General features: G+C 42.4%; 12 protein-coding genes. 11 read left to right on the forward strand and 1 reads right to left on the reverse strand.

The annotated features are described in order from the left end of the window. The first annotated feature begins 85 nt into the window (after positions 1-85). The 4 genes from ACEN9X_RS24770 to ACEN9X_RS24785 all read left to right on the forward strand — a co-directional run bounded on the left by ACEN9X_RS24770 (position 86) and on the right by ACEN9X_RS24785 (position 3,921). Positions 86-895 (forward strand): SDR family oxidoreductase, encoded by an 810-nt coding sequence (locus ACEN9X_RS24770; RefSeq protein ID WP_413671156.1) that lies wholly within the window; start codon positions 86-88, stop codon positions 893-895. 9 nt (positions 896-904) lie between these two features. Further along, positions 905-1,819, forward strand: a complete 915-nt coding sequence (locus ACEN9X_RS24775; RefSeq protein WP_413667677.1) for a helix-turn-helix domain-containing protein — start codon at positions 905-907, stop codon at positions 1,817-1,819. Positions 1,820-2,060: 241 nt separating this feature from the next. Further along, entirely contained in the window at positions 2,061-3,518 is a 1,458-nt protein-coding gene (locus ACEN9X_RS24780; protein WP_413667678.1) for a sulfatase, read from the forward strand. A gap of 52 nt (positions 3,519-3,570) precedes the next feature. Next, positions 3,571-3,921, forward strand: coding sequence for a DUF2200 domain-containing protein (locus ACEN9X_RS24785; protein ID WP_413667679.1), 351 nt, complete (start codon positions 3,571-3,573; stop codon positions 3,919-3,921). Positions 3,922-4,363: 442 nt separating this feature from the next. Here the strand turns inward: ACEN9X_RS24785 and ACEN9X_RS24790 are convergent, their stop codons facing one another. Beyond that, positions 4,364-4,627 (reverse strand): hypothetical protein, encoded by a 264-nt coding sequence (locus tag ACEN9X_RS24790; RefSeq protein ID WP_413667680.1) that lies wholly within the window; start codon positions 4,625-4,627, stop codon positions 4,364-4,366. Positions 4,628-4,856: 229 nt separating this feature from the next. Here ACEN9X_RS24790 and ACEN9X_RS24795 point away from each other — a divergent pair, with 229 nt between their 5' ends. From ACEN9X_RS24795 to ACEN9X_RS24825, 7 genes are all read left to right on the forward strand, one after another. Further along, positions 4,857-8,168: a SusC/RagA family TonB-linked outer membrane protein gene (locus ACEN9X_RS24795; protein ID WP_413667681.1), complete on the forward strand. Its 3,312-nt coding sequence runs from the start codon at positions 4,857-4,859 to the stop codon at positions 8,166-8,168. Between the two features lie 11 nt (positions 8,169-8,179). Beyond that, positions 8,180-9,946: a RagB/SusD family nutrient uptake outer membrane protein gene (locus ACEN9X_RS24800; RefSeq protein ID WP_413667682.1), complete on the forward strand. Its 1,767-nt coding sequence runs from the start codon at positions 8,180-8,182 to the stop codon at positions 9,944-9,946. Between the two features lie 75 nt (positions 9,947-10,021). After that, a complete protein-coding gene (locus ACEN9X_RS24805) occupies positions 10,022-11,533 on the forward strand; it encodes an alpha-L-fucosidase (protein ID WP_413667683.1) in 1,512 nt (503 codons plus the stop codon). Between the two features lie 22 nt (positions 11,534-11,555). After that, positions 11,556-12,377 (forward strand): family 16 glycosylhydrolase, encoded by an 822-nt coding sequence (locus ACEN9X_RS24810; RefSeq protein WP_413667684.1) that lies wholly within the window; start codon positions 11,556-11,558, stop codon positions 12,375-12,377. An 82-nt stretch (positions 12,378-12,459) separates the two neighbouring features. Beyond that, a complete protein-coding gene (locus tag ACEN9X_RS24815) occupies positions 12,460-14,514 on the forward strand; it encodes a glycoside hydrolase family 2 TIM barrel-domain containing protein (protein ID WP_413667685.1) in 2,055 nt (684 codons plus the stop codon). A gap of 21 nt (positions 14,515-14,535) precedes the next feature. After that, positions 14,536-16,014 (forward strand): hypothetical protein, encoded by a 1,479-nt coding sequence (locus ACEN9X_RS24820; RefSeq protein ID WP_413667686.1) that lies wholly within the window; start codon positions 14,536-14,538, stop codon positions 16,012-16,014. 62 nt (positions 16,015-16,076) lie between these two features. Beyond that, on the forward strand, positions 16,077-20,153 hold the full coding sequence (locus tag ACEN9X_RS24825) for a two-component regulator propeller domain-containing protein (protein ID WP_413667687.1): 4,077 nt from the start codon (positions 16,077-16,079) through the stop codon (positions 20,151-20,153). Positions 20,154-20,213: the final 60 nt, after the last annotated feature.

Raw genomic sequence — 20,213 nt, forward strand, 5'->3', positions numbered from 1 at the left:
TTTGTCATTTTGGAAACAACCATACTCATTTTGGAAACTTTTGTCATGATGCAATCCGGCAACTTTGTGGTATAAAATTTATGACATCATGAAAACCATTTTTATTACCGGTGCGTCTACCGGATTGGGTAACGCCACTGCAAAACTTTTTCAGGCGCAGGGCTGGAATGTAATCGCTACTATGCGTAACCCGGAAAAGGATACCGAACTAAATCAACTTGAAAATGTTACCTTGTTGCCGCTCGATGTAACTGACATTAATCAGATCAGTAAAACAGTACAGGCTGCGCTTGAACTCACAGATATCGACGTAGTTTTTAATAACGCCGGCTATGGCCTTATAGGCCCAATGGAAGCTTATACCGACGAACAGATCACCAAACAACTCAATACCAACCTGCTTGGTGTAATACGTGTCACGCAAGCTTTCATCCCATATTTTCGCGAACGTAAAAAGGGATTGTTTATCAGCACAACTTCTATGGGGGGATTATTGTCCTTTCCGTTATCCTCAATTTATCATGCCACCAAATGGGCGCTCGAAGGCTGGAGCGAAAGTATGTCGTTTGAATTGGGTATGTTCAATATTGGTATTAAAACAGTGGCCCCGGGCGGTATCATCACCGATTTTGGTGGCCGTTCTCTTGAGCCGGTGAGCCATCCGGCCTACGATGCTGCCCTGCAAAAAATGTTCGCTTTGTTTAATGTAGATAATTTTTCGACAGCCGAACAGATTGCGGCGGTGGTATATAAAGCAGCTACCGATGGGAAAGATCAGGTACGATATGTAGCCGGCGCGGATGCCAATCGTTTGTATAACCGCCGGTTGGAGGTTGGCACCGAGGCTTTTCGCAAAGAACTGGGCCACATGATCTTTGAACAGGGAAATATTTAAATTAGCATCATGAAAAAAGCAAGCCAGGCGCCTGTTAGTATCCATAGTATCAGCGAGCTTCACAAGTTGATGGGCCTTCGTGGTCCCGCGCACCCAATGATCAGTTTGGTAGATAATACAAAGGTTGTTATCAACCTGGATACCATGCCGGATAGTTTTGTGCTTGATTTTTATAAAATTTCCTATAAAAAAACAATGAAGGGCCGCATTGGCTATGGCCAGGGATATTATGATTTTGATGAGGGCGGTTTGATATTTACCGCCCCTCATCAGGTCATTCACTTTGACAAAGATGTCGAATATTACGGTTTCTCCATCCTGTTTCATCCAGATCTTCTGCGTAACTACCCGTTGGGAAGGAATATGAATAAGTATGGTTTTTTTTCGTACGATACCAGGGAGGCACTGCACTTATCAGAAAAGGAAAGAGGCATTATATTGAACATCATGGAACAGATAGGTGCCGAACTGGAAACCAATATCGACGATTTTAGCCAGGATGTAATTATATCATATCTCGAAGTGCTGCTTAACTACAGTAACCGGTTTTATAAACGCCAGTTTATAACCCGGAAAGCGGCCAGTCATGACTTGCTGGACAATATGGAAGAACTGCTTGCAACCTACTTTGAAGGCCGGCAAAGCCTAAAAAGCGGCTTACCTACAGTTGAATATCTTGCCGGTCAGTTAAACCTGTCGCCACGGTATCTGAGCGATATGTTGCGCTCCCTTACCGGTCAAAGCGCGCAGCAACATATCCATCAAAAACTGATAGATAAAGCCAAAGAGTATTTAACCACCACCAGCTTGTCTGTAAGCGAAATAGCTTATATGCTTGGGTTTGAACGCCCACAGTCGTTTAATAAACTCTTTCGTAAAAAAACTGATTTGTCACCGCTGGAGTTCAAACAAGCCTTTAATTAAGTGGTGACATCTGAACTGAAATTCAGTTCTAAACTTCCGTGGTGATTATTTGGTAAAAACCAAATAAAAATGGACCGCAAGCAAGTTCAATTAATTTTTTCCAAGTACTTTAGATTTCGAATAGTGATGGGTTGGTTATCCGGTTTGAGGCCGTAAAAAGACTAACATGTATATTATGAATCTAAAGACAAAACAATGTTTGCCCGTGTTCTGCACATTGACATTTTTATTGGTATTTGCAATGATAAGTGGGAATGCTGTTGCACAGGTAAAAAAACAGGTACAAGCCTTATCTAAAATAAAAGGTGAAAAGCCAAGAAATGTGATCTTTATCCTGACAGATGACCATCGCTATGATTTCATGGGTTTTACTGGCCGGGTACCATGGCTCAAAACTCCAAATCTTGATAAATTATATGCCGAGGGAGCCTGGTTTAAAAACGCTTTTGTAACCACATCGTTATGTTCGCCCAGTCGTGCATCAATATTAACAGGTGCATATTCTCATGTACACACCATTGTAGATAATAACGCCCCCGAACCACCTAACCTGACTTACTTTCCTGAATATCTTCAAAAGGCAGGGTATCAAACCGGTTTCTTTGGTAAATGGCATATGGGCGATGATGATGATCACCCCCGTCCCGGTTTTAACCAATGGGAAAGCTTTCGCGGGCAAGGCGTATACTATAACCCCACGCTAAATATCAATGGAAAACGGGTAACGTACGGTGATTCTACCTATATCACCGACCTGCTGACTGAACATGCGCTTGGCTGGCTTAAAAAAAGGGATAAATCGAAACCGTTCTTTTTGTACCTGTCGCACAAAGCTGTACACGCGCCAATGCAGCCGGCCAAAAGGCACCGCGGATTATACAAAAATTTGCCATATACCTTACCGTCCACGTTTTACCAAACCCAAACTGATGCCTATAAAAAATTGGGTTGGCCCGAGTGGGTAAAACAGCAGCGCTATAGCTGGCACGGAGTGGATTATCTTTATCATACGCACCAGCCGATAGAAGAGTTGGTGAGGGATTATTGTGAAACTTTGCTGGCTGTTGATGAAAGTGTTGGCGCGGTTATGGATTATCTGAAGCAGGAAGGCCTCGATCAGAATACCCTGGTTATTTATATGGGTGATAATGGCTTTAGCTTTGGCGAGCATGGGTTGATCGATAAACGGCATTTTTATGAAGAATCGGTTAAAGTGCCATTTTTGGCCCGTTGCCCGGAGCTTTTTAAAGGTGGTCAGGCCATTAGTAAAATGATCCAGAATGTGGATGTAGCGCCAACCATTCTGCAGGTGGCCGGCCTGCAGAAGCCAGCTACCATGCCGGGAAATTCTATTATTCCATTATTGAAGGGAGACTCTACTAAATGGCGCGATAAAATCTTTTATGAATATTACTGGGAATACGATTTCCCGATGACACCGGTTATTTATGGCGTGAGGACAGATAGGTTCAAATACATCAGGAACCAGGGCGTATGGGATACCAATGAGCTCTACGATCTTGAAAAAGACCCAGCCGAAAGTGTCAACCTTATTGACAGACCGGAATACGAACAAACAGTAAAGCAACTGGCCAATGATTTATACGACTGGCTGGAGAAAACAGGAGGGATGCAAATCCCCCTTAAGCGTACGGTCAAACACCCGTGGGGCGATTACCGACACCCTTATAACGACTAATGCTTTTTGTAACAACTACGATTAAAAGACAAGCTGAAAATTAAGTTGTAAAATGGATAATTCAAGAATATACAAAATGTCTTTTGCGGGTGTTTATCCGCACTATATCCAAAAGGCGGAGAAAAAAGGCCGTACAAAAGCCGAAGTTGATGATATTATATTTTGGCTAACCGGTTATGATGCAAAGATGCTGCAAAAACATATCGACGACAAAACCAACTTCGAAGACTTTTTTGCCGGGGCTCCGCAATTAAACCCCAATGTTTCAAAAATTACCGGTGTAATTTGCGGCTATCGTGTTGAAGAAATTGAAGATAAACTGATGCAGAAGGTCCGTTATTTAGATAAGTTGATTGATGAATTAGCAAAGGGAAAGGCAATGGATAAGATTTTGCGGAAATAAGAGCCGTTTGCTATTTAAAAAGAGACTGTATCAATATTTTTCTTATTCAGCTACTTAAGCAATATAGTTTAGGGTTGGATTGATTCTACTAACAGAGTAGGGTTATTGCATTCTAACGTATAGTCGCAAGTTCAAGCGTCTTTCGCTTGAACTATTTTGAAGGTAAGCGTCCTCGCTTACCTTTTGACATTGTTAGGGAAGCGCATCGAATTGGAATGCTACAACCCGACTAACAAAGGGGGTTAACAAGGTTAACACAATTTAGGGCTGGTATTTAATTATGTATTTGATAGTCAATTAGTTTTAATGTTTTTTTATCGAAAAACATGTAACCCCCCCATTTCGTATAAATATATCGGCTAAATTTCAATTCATGGGTAACAACCTGGTTCGGGATATTTTTCGGTACTGATTTTATCTGTGAAATAGATCTTAGGTATGCCTATAGCGTTGCCATCAAAAAAATGCAGGCTTTAAAATTGCTGCCGTCTAAAGCAAAACCTAATTTACATTGGCTCATGAATGGGCGCAGGTCAATATCCGGGCCTAAAACTAAACAGGCATGCGGACTAAGGGCACCATTATTTCCTGGCTTGAGTAACAATGCCTGAAAACCTATAGCGTTATTCTTAATGTAAAAAGAAAACGCACCGATACCAAAAGTTCCATTTTTTTCATCCCTCGCATCGTGATTTAGGATTTTCACCCTATTCCTTTAGGATATTACCCCCTCCAAACAGGTCATTTAAGTCAGTTTTGTTTAAACCAAAAATAAACAAACCATGAAAGAGATGATAATTCATTGACCTGCCTAATGATCTTGCTTATTGTCCGCGTGCCCTATAGCACAGCATTATCTGATCAATAAGCGCCTGATCTCCATTTTATTTTAAACAATCACAATAAATAAAACAACCCAATCAAAATGAATCAAAATGGATAAAATTTACTTATGCAGTTATTTTAAAGTAAGTATTGCAAAGGGCTTTAAACATGTTCTGGGCGTAATGGCGATACTGTGCTTTCTTATTCCCAATGCCTACTCCCAGGCCAGAAAAATATCCGGTACAGTAAAAGATGCTAAGGGCCTGAGCCTGCCCGGTGTAAGTGTTAAAATTAAAGGAACAGCCGGTGGTGCCATTACTGATAGCAAAGGAAGCTTTAGTTTAAGTGTTCCTAATAGCAATGCCGTATTGGTATTTTCCTATATCGGCTTTGTAGCCAAAGAACAACCTGCCGGTGATGCTTCAGTAGTTGATGTTGTCCTTACCGAGCAAAGCACCAGTCTTAATGACGTAGTTGTTGTAGGTTACGGAACGCAAAAGAAGGTAAATGTTGTAGGCTCTGTAGCTACAGTAAGTGCAAAAGACCTGGAAAACCGTCCTGTAACCAACGTTTCATCGGCATTAACCGGCTTAAGCTCTGGTGTATCGGTAATGCAAAGCTCAGGAAAGCCTGGTGCCGATGGCGCAACTATCCGCATCAGGGGCCTGGGTACATTAAACAATAACAACGCGCTGGTAGTAATTGACGGCATCCAGGGTACTTTAGATGCTGTAAACCCGGATGATATCGAAAGTATTTCGATATTGAAGGATGCTGCGGCTGCTTCTATATACGGTTCGTTAGCAGCAAACGGCGTTATTTTGGTAACCACTAAAAAAGGAAGTAAAAACAAAACTACCATTACTTATAGCGGTATAGCATCTAAAACTAACCCAACCGCCATGCCCTCGTTTGTTACGGACTATGTAAGGCATATGCAATTGGTGAACGAAGGCTATAAAAACCTTGGCCAAACACCGGTTTATACCGATGCCACCATTGCCCAATGGCAAAAAGCCAACGCCGATCCAAATGGGTTAAATACCATTGGTGTGCCTAATTACATTGCATATCCTAATACAAATTGGGCAAAAACTATTTTTCAAAACAATGTGCTGCAGGATCATAACATTGCTTTAAATGGCGGTAATGAAACCACGCAGTACCTGTTATCGGCGGGTTACAATGGCAACCCCGGTACAATGCAAAACACCGGATCAAACAAATACCAGTTCAGGGTTAACCTGCAAACCAAGGCTACCAAGTTTTTAACTGTCGGTACGCAAACATTTGCATCGTTACAAAGCTATGGGCTGGCCAGCACAAGCAATGCGTTTAATTATTTAAGACAAACTACTCCGGGGGTATATCCATACTATGACGGTAAATATGGCTTTCCATCTGCACCGGAAGAATCATCGACAGCCAATAACATTCTTACTTATTTAAACAGCACCGGTGGCAGGGATCAGGAATCGAGGTTTAACAGTACCATTTTTGCAAACGTTAATTTGTACAAAGGCCTGGTGCTCGAAACAAAATTCAACTATCAAACCCGCTTTGAGGAGAACAATTCCTACACCATTCCATTGGAGCGCTGGGATTTTTCAACCAATACTTTAAAATCGGCAGCAACGGCCCCTGCGCAGTTAAGTACTTACTATGATTTTAACAAAAACTACCTGCTTACCTGGGACGCCGTTTTAAGGTACAATACTACTATCGCCAAAGATCATAACATCGGAATCTTGGGTGGCTTTGACCAGTACTATTATAATTACTATTATTTCGATGCTACCAAGTTAGGTCTTATCGACCCTACAATAACTACTCTGAGTTCGGCAACAACACCGACTGCCGCAACAGGCGATGCTTATGATTATTCCCTGCGATCGTTCTTTGGCAGATTGAATTACGACTACAAACAACGCTACTTACTGGAGGCGGTGTTCAGGTATGATGGTTCATCAAAATTTGCACCTGCAAACCGCTGGGGTTTTTTCCCTGCCTTTGCTGCGGGATGGAGGATCTCTGAAGAGCCCTTCATGCAGAACATTAACAATTATGTAAGCAATTTGAAATTGAGGGCTTCATGGGGGCAAACGGGTAATAACGTGCTAAACTCTTCAGCTTCCTTAGGAAATTACGATTACATGGCTACCTATGGTACTACTGCTTATTCATTTAACGGAGCAGCGGTAACCGGTTTGATTCAGTCAAAAACAGCTAATCAAAACTTAAAGTGGGAAACTACAACCACTACCAATATCGGTTTAGACGGATCATTGTTTAAAGGCAAAATGAATTTTGAAATTGATGCCTATCGCAAGTATACCAGTGGTATCTTGTTTACCCCGACAGTACCATTAACAGTAGGTACAGCAACAGCGGCAACGCAAAACATAGCTGCCATATCAAACAAGGGTATCGAAGTAACTTTAGGCTACCATGGTAAGGCCGGTGACTTAAGCTTCAACGTATCTGGTAATTTTGCCTATAACTTTAACCGGGTTGAAAAATATAAAGGCACTTTACAGGAAGGGTATGCGACTGATGCTACCGGCGCCTCTGTGTATTCATCAAATATCGGCCAGGTATCAAGCGGTGGTACTACAAGGGTAATACAAGGTCACCTGATCAACGAGTACTATCTATACCCCGTGTATAAGGGTAACGGCAGCTACTTTAATGCCGATGGAACCGTAAATAAGAATGGTGGCCCTAAAGATGGTATGATCAGAACTCCCCAGGACATGGCATGGCTGCAAAGCATGATGGATGCTGGTTACAAATTTCAGCCAGGCAACGGCATCGGCAAAACTAAGATCTATTATGGCGATTTAATTTACGGCGATACTAATAATGACGGTATTTATGGTAATAGCTACGATGCTCAGCTAACCAAGAAATCATCAGTTCCTAAATACAATGCCGGTTTGCAGTTCAATGTTGCTTACAAAGGCTTTGATTGCTCTATGATATGGGCAGGTAGTTTTGGCATGTACTATTACTGGAACGATACGGGCTACAACAACTCCATTGTGTCATTGGGTAACGCGGTTAGCACTTTGATAGCCGACAACCACTACTATTACAATGATGCCAATCCTTCTGATCCTGCAAATAACACTGGCGCACATTATCCAAGGTTAAAAAACACATCTGATGTGCAGAACGCCGCAGTAGCCAGCGATTTTTACTTGTATAACGCATCATATGTAAAGCTTAAAAATGTGCAGTTAGGCTATACCATTCCTAAACGGATTTCGGAAAAATGGGCTTTAACTAAAATAAGGATCTATGTAGCTGCCGAAAACTTGCTCACTATTACAAAGTACCCTGGCCTCGACCCGGAAATAGGGGCAAGCGTGGGTTACCCAACCATGCGTCAATACTCAGTTGGTTTAAACGCTACTTTTTAAGAAGAAAAATGATGAAAAAGATATTTATAGCTTTACTTACCGTAATTATTGTAACAGGTTGCAAAAAGAACCTGCTTGACACGGCACCATATTCGTCTGTTGCCTCGTCAACCATGTGGACGACTGATAACTTCACCGATTTGGGGGTTACCGGTGTTTACCAGGCCTTGAGGCTTGGCGAAAACACTGGTGGCGACAGCGAACTGGAATTGTATATGTTTGACCGATTTGCATATACCGGCCAATACAGAAGCCAGGAATCAATGCTGTCGGGAACTATCACCACAGGTAATTCGCTTTTCAGTAGCACCTGGCAAAACCTATATGAAGGAGTACAGCGTGCAAATGATGCCATCAAAAATATACCGTTAAAATCACCGTCGGACGCTGCCAAAAAAAGCAGGTACGTTGCCGAATGTAAGTTTTTAAGGGCCTATTTTTACCTGAGATTAAACCAGTTATGGAAAGGTGTGCCGATATACCTTGAACCGTTTACTGCAGAACAAGCAACAAAAGCACGTTCAACAGAAACAGAGGTATGGAACCAGGTAGTAGCGGATTTAACTGCCGCCATTAACGAGCCAGCCTTACCGCAAATTTATGCAGCCGGAGCCGCTAACTACGGTCACGTTACCAAGGGAGCGGCATACGCCTTACGCGGCAAAGCCTACATGTATCTGAAAAAATGGGATTTGGCGGCGGCGGATTTTAATATGGTAAAATCGGCCGGATATGCGCTTTTTTCAAATTATGTAACCCTGTTTAAGGCAGCTAATGAGCAATGCAGTGAAATGATATTTTCTATCCAGAACGTTGCTGTTGCCGGTGGCGGAACAACAGGTTATGGTTCAACTACGCAATGGTTTTGCGGTACCCGTTCATCATTCGGCTCATGCTGGAACCAATACCTTGTATCGCCAAATCTTGTCGATCTGTATCAAAACCTTGACGGCTCAAATTTTAACTGGGATGCCGTGCTACCGGGCTATTCGAGCCTTACGCCGGCGCAGAGGGAGGTTTTCTTTTTAAGGAACAATCTTACCGCTGCCGAAATTACTGCAGCCACAACAAGGGGTGCAGCAATGAATTTGTACCTGCCGACAGGCAATGAAGAAAGGATCCTTAAAGCTTATGCTAACCGCGACCCGCGTTTGGCCGCTAACGTAATTACTCCGTATTCAACCTATAATGGTGCTTATAATTCACTGAATGCTACGGTAACGTCACGCTGGCCTTACCGTTCAGAAGCTGCCATTGGCGGTGATCTGCGTACAGATACACAGAGCTATTTTTATTACCTGTACAGGAAATTTGTTTATGAAGGAATTTCAGAAACCATTAATCGTGCTTACGGGCCAACGGATTTTCCGATCATCAGGTACGCCGATGTGTTATTAATGTGGGCTGAGGCACTTAACGAACAAGGCTTAACTTCAGATGCGGTTGCCAAAGTAAATGAAGTACGCGCAAGGGCCGGTGTGGGTTTATTGAACTCAAGTGCCGCAACAGCAGTAGCCGGACAGGATGACTTGCGTGAGCGAATCAGGAACGAGCGCAGGGTTGAATTCCCGAACGAGGGTATCAACTATTTTGACGAACTGCGCTGGAAATCATGGAAGGATAAAGTATTTTATGCGGGCAACGGTGTAAAGCAAGTTTGGGGAGCCAATGTATACACCTATTCATTCCAGGGTGATTACATTTACAATTGGCCTATCCCGTTGGTTGAAACACAAAGGAATCCCAACCTGAAACAAAACGACGGATGGATTAATTAGATAAATTAGGGTTTTTACCGTGTGTTGAATAGCAAGGCACACGGTAAAACTTTAAAGTAATTTGATCATTATTATATGCCATTTTTAAATAAACTGATTTTTCCTTTACTGCTGTTGGCAGGTTCCGCACGGGCGCAAAACAATAGTTTTACAAGTATTTCGCCGGGAGATACAGAGGCGGATATCATTTATAAAGCTGCTCATGTAACACCATCTCCAAGGCAATTGAGATGGCAGCAGCTTGAGCTTACCGCGTTTTTTCATTTCGGGGTCAACACGTTTACCAATAAGGAATGGGGCGATGGAAAGGAAGATATCTCAAAATTTAACCCTATTGAGCTTGATGCAGAACAATGGGTTAAAACGGTTAATAGTGCCGGAATTAAACAGGTAATCATCACCGCCAAACATCATGATGGTTTTTGCCTGTGGCCAAGCCGGTTTACAGAGCATAGCATTAAAAACACGCCATACAAAAATGGTAAGGGGGATATTGTTAAGGAAGTAGCTAACGCTTGTAAAAAGTACGGTGTCGGGTTCGGCATTTATTTGTCGCCATGGGACAGAAACTCTGCATATTATGGAGATTCGGTTAAGTACAATACCTATTTTGAAAACCAGTTAACCGAATTGCTTAGTAATTACGGTAAAGTTGACGAAGTATGGTTTGACGGTGCAAACGGGGAAGGCCCCAATGGTAAAAAGCAGGTTTATGACTTTAACAGCTGGTATAAGCTCATTCGCAAATTGCAGCCGCAGGCCGTAATTGCCATACAAGGACCCGATGTACGCTGGGTTGGTACAGAAACCGGTAAAGGCAGACTGACTGAATGGAGCGTATTGCCTGTTGATGAGCAGCAGCAAAAGAAAATAGCCGATGCATCGCAAAAAGATGTAATGGTAAACCCCGTTGTTTACAAAGCGGGTGAAGATCTCGGCAGCCGCGACAGGCTGAAAGGAGCAAAAGGACTGGTTTGGTACCCCGCAGAAACTGATGTATCTATCAGGCCGGGATGGTTTTATCATCCGGCAGAAGATGCTAAGGTTAAAAGCGGGCAGGAACTCCTGAATATTTACTTCACTTCGGTTGGACGTAATAGTTTACTGTTGCTAAATATCCCTCCGGATACGCGGGGTCTCATCAGCGATAGCGACGTGAAAGCCCTTAATAATTGGGCGCAATTACGTGAATCACTTTTTAAAAATAACCTGCTGAAAGAATTTACGGTACGCTGCGCAAACGGGATCAATAACCAGATGCTTGTGAGTGATCAGCGATCCTTTTGGACAACCAAAGGCAAGGATTCTACCGCTGTAATTGAGTTTGAATCGCCTGCTCCGGTATCCTTTAATGTATTGCAATTGCAGGAAGATATTACTAAAGGTCAGCGGATAGAGAAATTTTCGCTGCAATACTTTCAGGACGGTAAATGGGTGGAGATTACATCCGGAACTACAGTGGGGTATAAGCGCCTGCTAAGCTTTAAGCCGGTTACCGCTGGTAAAGTAAGATTGGTAATTGAGTCATCGCGCTTTAATCCAACGCTTACCAATGTGGGCTTATTTAAAAATGATATTACACCCTGATAAAGGGGGAAAACAACATCAAATGAAAAAAATATTTCTATTGATCGCCCTCGTTTTATTGGGCGCTGCCACATACGCCCAACAAAAAAGGAAACTGGTTTGGTCGGACGAGTTCAATTATAAAGGTCAGCCAGATCCTCAGAAATGGGATTATGAGGATGGATTCGTACGCAATAACGAACCTCAATATTATACCACCAAACGCCTGGAAAATTGCCGCGTTGAAAACGGAACATTGATTATTGAAGCCAGGAAAGAGGAATTTCCGAATGCCCGCTACAAATCCGGATCGACCAATTGGGCCGAAAAGGAACAATTTGCACATTATACTTCAGCCAGCCTGATCACTAAAGGAAAGGCCGACTGGAAATACGGGCGCGTAGAAGTCCGCGCCAAAGTAGCTACCGGTGCTGGGGCGTGGCCGGCTATCTGGATGCTGGGAACAAACCGCGGGGCAGTAAAATGGCCCGATTGCGGCGAGATTGATATTATGGAATACCTGGGCCGCGATCCTTCAAAAGTATATGGTACTGTACATTATGCCGATTCGTTAGGAAAATACCAGCATCAGGGCGAAAGTCCGGTGGTAGGGGCGCCTGCCGATGGTTTTCATATTTATGCCCTGGAGTGGTACCCCGACAGGTTTGAATTTTATTATGATAACCTGAAATACTTTGTGTTTGATATCAGCAAGGCGCAGCAAAAGGAGGGCAATATTTTTCAGAAGAATTTTTACCTGTTACTAAACCTGGCATTAGGCCATGAGGGGTCATGGGCAGGCCCGTTTAACGACAATCTTTTGCCGCTGAAGTACTACGTTGACTACGTGCGTGTATACCAGTAAATCAATAATCAGTTAACCATTATCGCAACTAAAACCGCAACATTAACTGGTCTCTGCTGATCGGTATAGTTCCCTGTGCTTTATGAATAAACCACTATCAAAATATTTATACTTTTTTTTACTGCTACTGATCAATGCAAATTATTCATTTGCTCAGCTCGGTGCCAATGATAGCCGTAAGGTTGTCAATTTTAACAGCGACTGGAAATTCCATTTCGCTTATGATATCAGGAAGCAGCCTGAAAAGGTCAACGTAACGCTGCCCCATACCTGGAATGCTGAGGATGTGCTAAAAGGAAAAGCCAATTATACCCGGGAAGCGGGCATTTACGAAAAAAGCTTTTTTGTAAGCGAAAGCTGGAAAAATAAAAGGTTGTTCCTGTATTTTGAAGGAGCAAATAGCGTAGCCTCGGTTTTGATAAATGGGCATTTTATCACAGAACACAAGGGAGGGTATACGGCTTTTTGCATTGAGATAACAGATCGCGTTAAGCTGGGTGAGGCAAACAATATCCAAGTACAGGTAAGCAACGCTTCCAGAACAGATGTGCTGCCCCTCTGCGGCGATTTTAACATTTATGGCGGTATCCACCGGCCGGTTTCCTTGCTGGTAACATCAAAAGATTGTATTTCGCCTTTAGATTACGCCTCATCAGGGGTCTATCTAACGCCGAAGGTTTTATCTGATCAAGCTGCCACGGTGGGTATTATTACCAAATTATCAGTAACCGGTACGGCAGGTTTAAAACTTAAGGCTGATATTTTAGATGCCGGTAAAACTATAGTGTCATCCGTAACAAATAGTATCACTAATAACAAGCAATGCAAGCAAACCATAAGTTTAAAGCAACCTCATTTGTGGAATGGCAAGGCCAACCCTTATCTATATACTGTTAACATAAGCCTGATCAGGAATGGGCAGGTAATTGACAAGGTTACCCAGCCTTTAGGGTTCAGGACTTACCACATTGACGCGGATAAAGGGTTTGTATTAAATGGCAAATATCTCGATCTGCATGGCGTAGGCTTTCATGAAGATGTGGAAGGTAAGGCATCGGCAGTTGACAGCGCCGATCTGAATAAAGATATGGAGCTGATTAAAGAGATAGGGGCCACAGCCATCCGCTTAACCCACTATCCGCACGGTAAATATTTTTATGACCTCTGCGATAGGAATGGCTTGGTTGTGTGGTCGGAGATCCCTTTTGTTGGTCCGGGAGGGTATACCGGAGCTGGTTATTTGAAAAGCCCGGCTTTGGAATCCCAGGTGAGGCAGGTATTAACTGAAATGATCCGTCAAAATTATAACCATCCTGCTATTTGCTTTTGGGGTTTGTTCAACGAGCTGAAACTTGATCACGATGATCCGGTGCCATTTTTAAAGCAATTGAATGAGCTGGCCAAAAAAGAAGATCCAAATAGGTTAACCACTGCGGCTACTTTTTTAGATGGCAGTCAGTTTAACGAGGTATCCGATGTTATTGCCTGGAATAAATATTACGGATGGTACGATGGCGAGTTTAAACAAATTGGTTCATGGGCCGATAAAACCCATCATGATTATCCGCAAAAGCCATTTGCAGTAAGCGAATACGGGGCCGGCGGCAGCCCGTTTAAGCATGTTGAAAATGATGACAAACCAGATGCTGATGGAAAGTTCCATCCTGAAGAGTGGCAAACGCGCTACCACGAGGTTAACTGGCAGGAACTTAGCAGGCGGCCATTTATTTGGGGCAAGTTTGTATGGGCGCTGGCCGATTTTGGCTCGTCTATCCGTACCGAAGGGGATGCTGACGGGATCAATGATAAAGGCCTGGTTACCTATAACAGGGCGGTTAAAAAAGATGCCTTTTACTTTTATAAAGCTAACTGGAATAAGGAGCCCATGTTATATATTGTCGACCGGAGGAATACTGTGCGGCATCAGCAGGTAACTGCTGTGAAAGTGTACAGCACCGCTCCGAATGTAAAACTGATGGTGAATGGTGTAGTGATAAATGGCGTTAAAACCGATGATTTCCGTACTGCTGTATGGGATAATATCACCCTGCAAAAGGGAAAAAATAAGATTGAAGTAAGCAGTGTTATCGACGGCAAGCTATTGCAAGACTCCTGTGAATGGAAGCTGGAGAATTAATCACTGACATAAATAAATTGTATGAAAAAATTACTGATGCTGCTTTTATGTTGCAGCGCTGTGTTAAAAGCTCTGGGTAATACGTATTATATCGACGATAAAAAAGGTGATGATATGTTTGACGGTCGCAGTGCAGGTAAAGCATGGCGCTCATTAAATCGGGTAAATAAACAGGTTTTTGAAGCCGGTGATAGTATCCTGTTCAAAAGAGGAGGAGTGTGGGATGGCCAATTAGTGCCGATGGGATCGGGTACTGTAAAAGCGCCTATTGTTTTCGGCGCTTTCGGCTCAGGTGCTTTGCCCGAAATTAAAGCCAGTGGGCATTTTAAGGACGCCGTTTTGTTAAAGAACCTTCAAAATATTGTAGTCGAATACCTTGCATTATCAAACTTTGACAGTACTATCCCATTCCAAAAAACAGGGCCGACCGGAGTGCGGGTATTGGCTGAAGATATAGGTACATTACACAATATCAGGCTGGCTAACTTGTACATTCATGATATTAACGGCGATAACAAAAAAGGATCGGCAGAAGGTTATGGCATCTTTTGGGATTGCCAGGGGCCGAAGCCAAGCAATATTGAACATCTGGTGATCGAAAACTGTAAAGTGGAGCGGGTTGACCGTAACGGGATCCGCGGTAATGGTACGTTTTCTTTCAGGACTAAATGGTTTCCCAATAAGTATTTAGTGATCCGTAATTGCCTGCTTGATGATATCGGCGGCGATGGTATTGTGGTTAAAGCTTTTGATACCGCCATGGTTGAGCATAATAAACTGTTTCATATCCGCACCAGGGCAAAGGATAATGCCGTGGCCATTTGGCCACACAGCAGCGATAATACAGTTATCCAATATAACGAAGTGGCGTACACCCAAAATGATAACTGGGCTAACGACGGGCAATCTTTTGACATCGACGGCAATAGCAGGAATACCATTATCCAGTACAATTATAGTCACGATAATGAGGGCGGTTTTATGCTGGTGATATCTGATCTGATTAACAAAGACAACGTAATGACCACCGGAAATATCATCCGTTATAATTTAAGTGTAAATGACGGCCTGAACCGTAAAAGGCTATTCAATTTTGCCGGCGTAACGGATAGCACGGTAGTAAAAGGGAACATCTTTTATAATGAAGGCTCAAAATCATACACTACTGAGGTAGCAGATATTGAATACGGCATCCCTGATCATGTAAGCTTTGATGATAATTATTTTTTATTTGCCGGTAAGAATGCAGCTGTTTTTTCCAAATCACCAAAACAGTACAGCAAGGTTGTATTCAGCAATAATGTATTTAAGGGCAATATCATCGGCATGGATAATTTGGTTAACGTAAAAGGCTTATCCAAAGTAAAATCTAACGGCTCTAAAGTATTGCATAAGAGCAAATTCTTTCCGTGGATGTACCTGCCTGCAAAACTCAGAGTGCTTGTTCCTGATTTTCCTGAAAGTTTATACCAGTCATATATTTCAAACGGATTGCGATGATAAATGCATAGGTGTTGGATAAGTAAAATAAATTTAATTAGTTTTATTTTCCGAGGGGCGAGATGAAACTAATTATAACCACATTCCTGTTTTGCATATTTATTTCGTTATCCGCTTATGGTCAGCGGATAGCATTTGAAAACCTCACGGTGGATAATGGACTGTCTCAAAATTCTGTATTGGCAATTGTTCAGGATAGCCGCGGTTTTATGTGGTATGGTACCCAGCATGGGCTTAACAAATACAATACCCGCAGTTTTAAGATCTATAAAAACAATCCGACAGATCAGTCGAGCATTTCATCTGATTATATCACCTCGCTCGTTGTCGATTCACATAAAGTGCTTTGGGTGGGCACTCGTAACGGCCTGAATAAATATAATCCCGAAACTGATAGCTTTGAACGAGTTAAACTAAGCCTGCATGTTACAGGAGCCGAAATCATAAGCGCAGTTTACGAGGATAAACGCAGCAACATGTGGGTTTGGTCGTCGGATGGGCTTTACCGCTTTTCAAACGCAACCGGCAGTTTTAACTCAATTGCTGTTCCTGACTCTGTTGCCGGTTTATATGGCACCAATGTGCATACCTTGTACCAGGATCGCGGCGGTAATTATTGGATTGGCTCATCAGCAGGGTTAAGCAAAATGCAGGAGACAAATGGCAGGTATACTTATCAAATGTATAAGCACAATGATAAAGTAACCAATAGCCTGAGTGATAATTATGTAACCACCATTACCGAAGACGCCGCAAATAACTTATGGATAGGTACATTACATGGCGGTGTAAACCTCTACAATAAAAGCTCAGGAGCCTTTACCCATTTTTTGGCCAATAACGGTGCTAATGGGCCTGCCAACAATAATATCAGGGTCCTTCAGCCCGAAAAATCTGGGAAAATCTGGATAGGTACACAAAGCGGCCTGAATATTTTAAATCCCGTTACAAAACAATTTGTAACCTACAGGCACGATCCCGAGGATAAGAACAGTTTAAGTCAAAACTCTATTTACAGTGTTTTTATCGATAATTCAAATACCGTTTGGGTTGGTACTTACTGGGGCGGGATCAACATGGTATCCAACCCTAATACAACATTTTTAACTTATCAAACAGCCCGCTATCACTCGGCCATTAATAACAACGTGGTAAGCGCCGTTGCCGAGGATGAAAGACATAACCTGTGGATTGGCACCGAAGGCGGCGGCCTCAACTACTTCGATCGTAAAGCAGACGTTGTTACTACTTATCAAAATAAAATAAATGACCCTTCGTCGCTCGGGTCCGACCTGGTGAAAGTGGTTTATATTGATAAAGACCGGAACGTATGGATAGGTACCCATGGCGGCGGTTTAAATATGTTTAACCTGGCAAACCATAACTTTAAGCGTTTCCTGTATAAGGAAAATGACCCGGTAACCTTAGGCTCGGAAGTGTTGAGCATCTTGCATGATTCCGACGGCAGTCTTTGGGTGGGCACACAAAGCGGGTTGCTCATTTTTTACAAAAAAGGTTCTTTATTGGAGCATGTAGATCAGTCTGTTATCGGTAAAATCGGCAAAAAATCTGTCATGGCTTTGATGGAAGATAACGGGAAGAATATCTGGATAGCTACTGCCAACGGTTTATATAAAACAGATCGCAACCATACCCATATCAAGGTTTACAAAACTGAAGATGGCCTTAAGTCAAATGATATTAATTGTATTTACCAGGATACAAAGAAGCGGATTTGGGCTGGCTCGTATTATGGCGGGCTTGCAAAATATGACGAGGCTCATGAAAAATTTATAACTTATACCGAAAGGGAGGGCTTAACCAACAACAATGTACTTAGTATTTTAGAGGATGAAAAAAATAACCTGTGGATGGGGACAGGTAATGGTTTATCCAGGTTTTCTATCGCTACACAAACCTTTAAAAATTACAGTAAAAACGATGGCTTAGGAGGCAATACGTTTAACATCAATTCCTGCTATAAAACAAGTGATGGCGAAATGCTGTTTGGCGGGCTTAACGGCTTGAGTAGTTTCTTCCCCTCAAAAATTGAGGATAACGTGATACCTCCACCGGTAATCATCACAGCATTGAAGCTTTTTAACCAGGCTGTAGGGATTAACCAGCCGGATAAGCTGCTTTCAAAGGATATCAGCCTTACGCAAAATGTGGTTTTTTCGCATGCTCAAAATGTATTCACCATTGATTTTGCAGCGCTAAATTATATCAAATCTGATAAAAATAGGTACGCGTATAAACTGGAGCCCTTTGATAAAGACTGGGTCCATACCGATATCCCATCCGCGCCGTACACCAACCTGTCGCCGGGGAGTTACACATTTTTTGCGAAAGGCTCAAACAATGATGGAATTTGGGGAAAGGCTGTTACCCTGCATATTAAAGTGCTGCCTCCTTTTTGGGAAACTACCTGGGCTTATTGTTTGTATGTGCTCTTTATCGGAAGCATAGTATTCCTGCTGGCACGCTTTTTTATTTTGAGATCTTTACTGCGGCGGGATAAAGAGCTCACGCATTTAAAACTCAACTTTTTTACCAATATCTCGCACGAGATCCGCACCCACCTTTCCCTGATATTTGGCCCGGTAGAGAAATTGATCCTCGAAGAAAAGGACGGCACGCAAACCCGGCAATTGCAGGTCATCAAAAAAAACTCCGATAGCTTGCTGCAACTGGTAAATGAGCTCATGGATTTCAGAAAGGCCGAAACCGGGAATCTGAAACTGCATATTGCGGAGCATAACGTGGTAACCACTATCTCTGAAATTTACAGTTCGTTCTATGATCATGCGGTATCCGCTAATATTACTATTGACCTGGTTACCTCTGCGGATTATATTCCGCTGTATTTTGATAAAATACAATTGGAAAAAGTGTTTTTTAATCTGTTGCACAATGCATTCAAGTTTACCAATAGCGGCGGTTATATCAATGTTTTGGTTGTGGATGGAAAAGATCATGTAACCATTACCGTGGCAGATAACGGTAAAGGCATTGCTCCCGAAAATTTGAAGAATTTGTTTGAAAATTATTTCCAGGAAAATGATCTTGGTAAACAAAATACAGGTTATGGCATTGGGCTTGCTTTATCAAAAAGTATTATTGAGCTGCACAAAGGCTCTATCGCTGCAGATAGTAAAATAGCCCATTCTGGCAACAAAACATCCTTTGTTGTTAAGCTGCGAAAAGGTGCGGCTCACTTTAAGAATACTGATCTGGTGCAAAGCCCGGTAAATGATTTTCTGAATGTACAAAGGCCGGTATTGATCGATAACTTAATCATGCCCGCTACTGAACCAGTTGGTTCATCAGCCCCTCTGTTAAAAGAGAAAAAGCATACTGTTTTACTTGTTGAGGATAACCCGGAAGTTCGTTCATTCATTGCCGGTTTTTTGCAAAGCCATTACGAAGTTATTGCATGCGAAAATGGGGTAAGAGGATTGGAAGCCGCGAAGGAATATATCCCGAATGTTATTATAAGCGATGTAATGATGCCCGAAATGGATGGCTTTACATTATGCAATAACGTGAAGGCAGACGAACGGACTAACCACATTCCTGTTATTCTTTTAACAGCCAAGGCATCCGGCGAAAACCATATAGAGGGCCTTAAGATGGGGGCTGATGTTTATTTAACTAAACCTTTCAGTATTGAAGTATTGTTGTTACAGGTTACTAATCTGTTAAACGCAAGCGAAAGGATCAGGAAACTACTTAAAGAACAAATTACAGCTACTGATAACCATGTTTTAAGTGTTGGTTCAGAAAAGAACGCTCAGGCAGCTCAAGAACTTATTAGCATAATTGATAATGAATTTATTAATAAACTGGTAAGGATCATTGAAAAAGACATCGATAATCTGGAGTTCGGCGTTCCTGAGCTGGCCCGTGAAATTGGGATGAGCCAGCCTGTGTTGTATAAAAAGTTAGATGCTGTTACCGGCATGTCGGTGAATGACTTTATCAAGTCTGTAAAAATGAACAACGCCGGGATACTGCTCAAAACCAAACGGTATACCATTAATGAGGTGGCTTATATGGTTGGGTTTAGCGACAGAAAATATTTTAGCAAAGAGTTCAAAAAAAGGTATGGAAAAACACCAACGGAATTTATGGAATGAGATGGGTGTGTAAAACTGATATACACAACAGATTTTTTGTTCTCAATCCCCATAAATATG

It is taken from the genome of Mucilaginibacter sp. Mucisp86, from assembly GCF_047324315.1.
Taxonomy (GTDB): Bacteria; Bacteroidota; Bacteroidia; order Sphingobacteriales; family Sphingobacteriaceae; genus Mucilaginibacter.